Source organism: Pseudoalteromonas denitrificans DSM 6059, from assembly GCF_900112265.1.
In the GTDB taxonomy this organism is placed as follows: domain Bacteria; phylum Pseudomonadota; class Gammaproteobacteria; order Enterobacterales; family Alteromonadaceae; genus Pseudoalteromonas; species Pseudoalteromonas denitrificans.
On sequence record NZ_FOLO01000118.1, the window covers coordinates 1 to 1,572 of the forward strand.

At 41.3% G+C, this 1,572-nt stretch carries 2 protein-coding genes; both read left to right on the top strand.

Features of this window, described 5'->3' with window-relative positions:
• Positions 1 to 110: 110 nt before the first annotated feature.
• On the top strand, positions 111 to 875 hold the full coding sequence (locus BM088_RS26840; RefSeq protein WP_177208198.1) for a hypothetical protein: 765 nt from the start codon (positions 111 to 113) through the stop codon (positions 873 to 875).
• Positions 876 to 1,001: 126 nt separating this feature from the next.
• Complete coding sequence (locus BM088_RS26845; RefSeq protein ID WP_091992002.1) at positions 1,002 to 1,442, top strand: acetyltransferase; 441 nt, start codon at positions 1,002 to 1,004, stop codon at positions 1,440 to 1,442.
• Positions 1,443 to 1,572 lie beyond the last annotated feature (130 nt).

The window sequence follows — 1,572 nt, forward strand, 5'->3', positions numbered from 1 at the left end:
CGAGTGAATATATAACTGAAGAGCCGGATGCGATAGTTTCGCATGTCCGGATCTGTGTGGGGTCGGCTCAGTAATGGGTCGTTCTACCACGATTAGGGCAAGCTAGCAGCATGTTTTTAGCTAAGGATTGTATGAATTACTTACCGTTAGTAAATGTTTTTGAAAACCCATATGAATTGTGGGAAGAACGCGATCAAACTCTTGAAGAAATGAAGCTGTCAGGTAACTTTCACGAAAGAGTCAAAGTAAAGCTTGAGGCCAAATTATTCAATCATGTCGATGCTGCAAAACATATGATTGTTAAAGTAGTAGACAATCAATTAGAACGGTTCATTAAGGACTACCTGAATCAATCTCCTTGTTACAAAAAAATGCGGAGCGCGATGCCCTCTAGAACCCCAAAGTCTTTATCTGATTACCAGCGGAGATTTCAGAGTACTACTTTCGATCAGGTTACGACCGACATTAACACTCATGGGAAACTCCTTAGTGATGGTCAGTGCCTATTTCATGGGGGATTTTTCCCCATTAAGACTGGTGAATCCTTTACTACGACAAGGCCATTTTCTACCAGTTTTTGCCCTCAAATTGCACTAAGAAATGCGGAGTGGGCTGGTAAAGCTTATGATGCTGGTGAGGTTAATTTAATCGTTGTACGTACCGTTAATTCTCAAACTAAGACTTTTTGCTTTAGAGTTAACGGAACGGATAAAGGGCACGAGGCTGAAATATTGTTTGCTGCCGGAGCAAAAATCACACTTCGTAGTAAAGTAAAAATAAAGAATGGTAAAGCATATAAAGCTTGTAGCCAGTATGCAGGTAGAGTTCTTGAAAAAGAAATACCGTTTTATTTAGTTGAAGTCGATATTTCTTGAAAATACCCTATAACAAGGCAATAAAGTCGGATTCGTAACAGTTTGCTCGGTTCCACTTCGTTTCACATTTTAGCAAACTGTTACTCACCGCTTATTGCGGCGTTAAATTTCTATTCGAGTGTAGTTATGAATATTGAGAACGTAGAAAAGACAGAATATACAATACTCATCGAAATTTGGGAGGCTTCTGTTCGAGCAACTCATGATTTCTTGCAAGAAGAAGATATTGTCACTTTAAAGCCTTTGATCTTAGAGCATTACTTTGATGCGGTTGACCTTAAATGTGCCAAAAACGAAAGTGGTGAAATTCTCGGGTTCTGCGGAGTTCATGAAGGCAATATAGAAATGCTTTTTATTTCACCCAAATCCAGGGGGAACGGAGTGGGCTCTAAATTAACTGACTATGCAGTTAAACATCAAAGCGCGACGAAAGTTGATGTAAACGAACAAAATATACAAGCTTTAGGGTTCTATGAACGTGTTGGGTTTAGTGTTGTTGGTCGGTCACCATTAGACGGTCAGGGCAAACCATACCCACTACTACACATGGAGCTAACCCAAATTTAACAAGCGCCTGCAATCTGACCTCCGGCAGTTGAGGCGGGCGTTAGTGCGTCAAGCGAAGCTTGATGCATCTTGCAGGGTGCAAGTCCCTGTCGGGTAAGGTTTAGCCAACCACCCGTATCGCGTGTTGCGC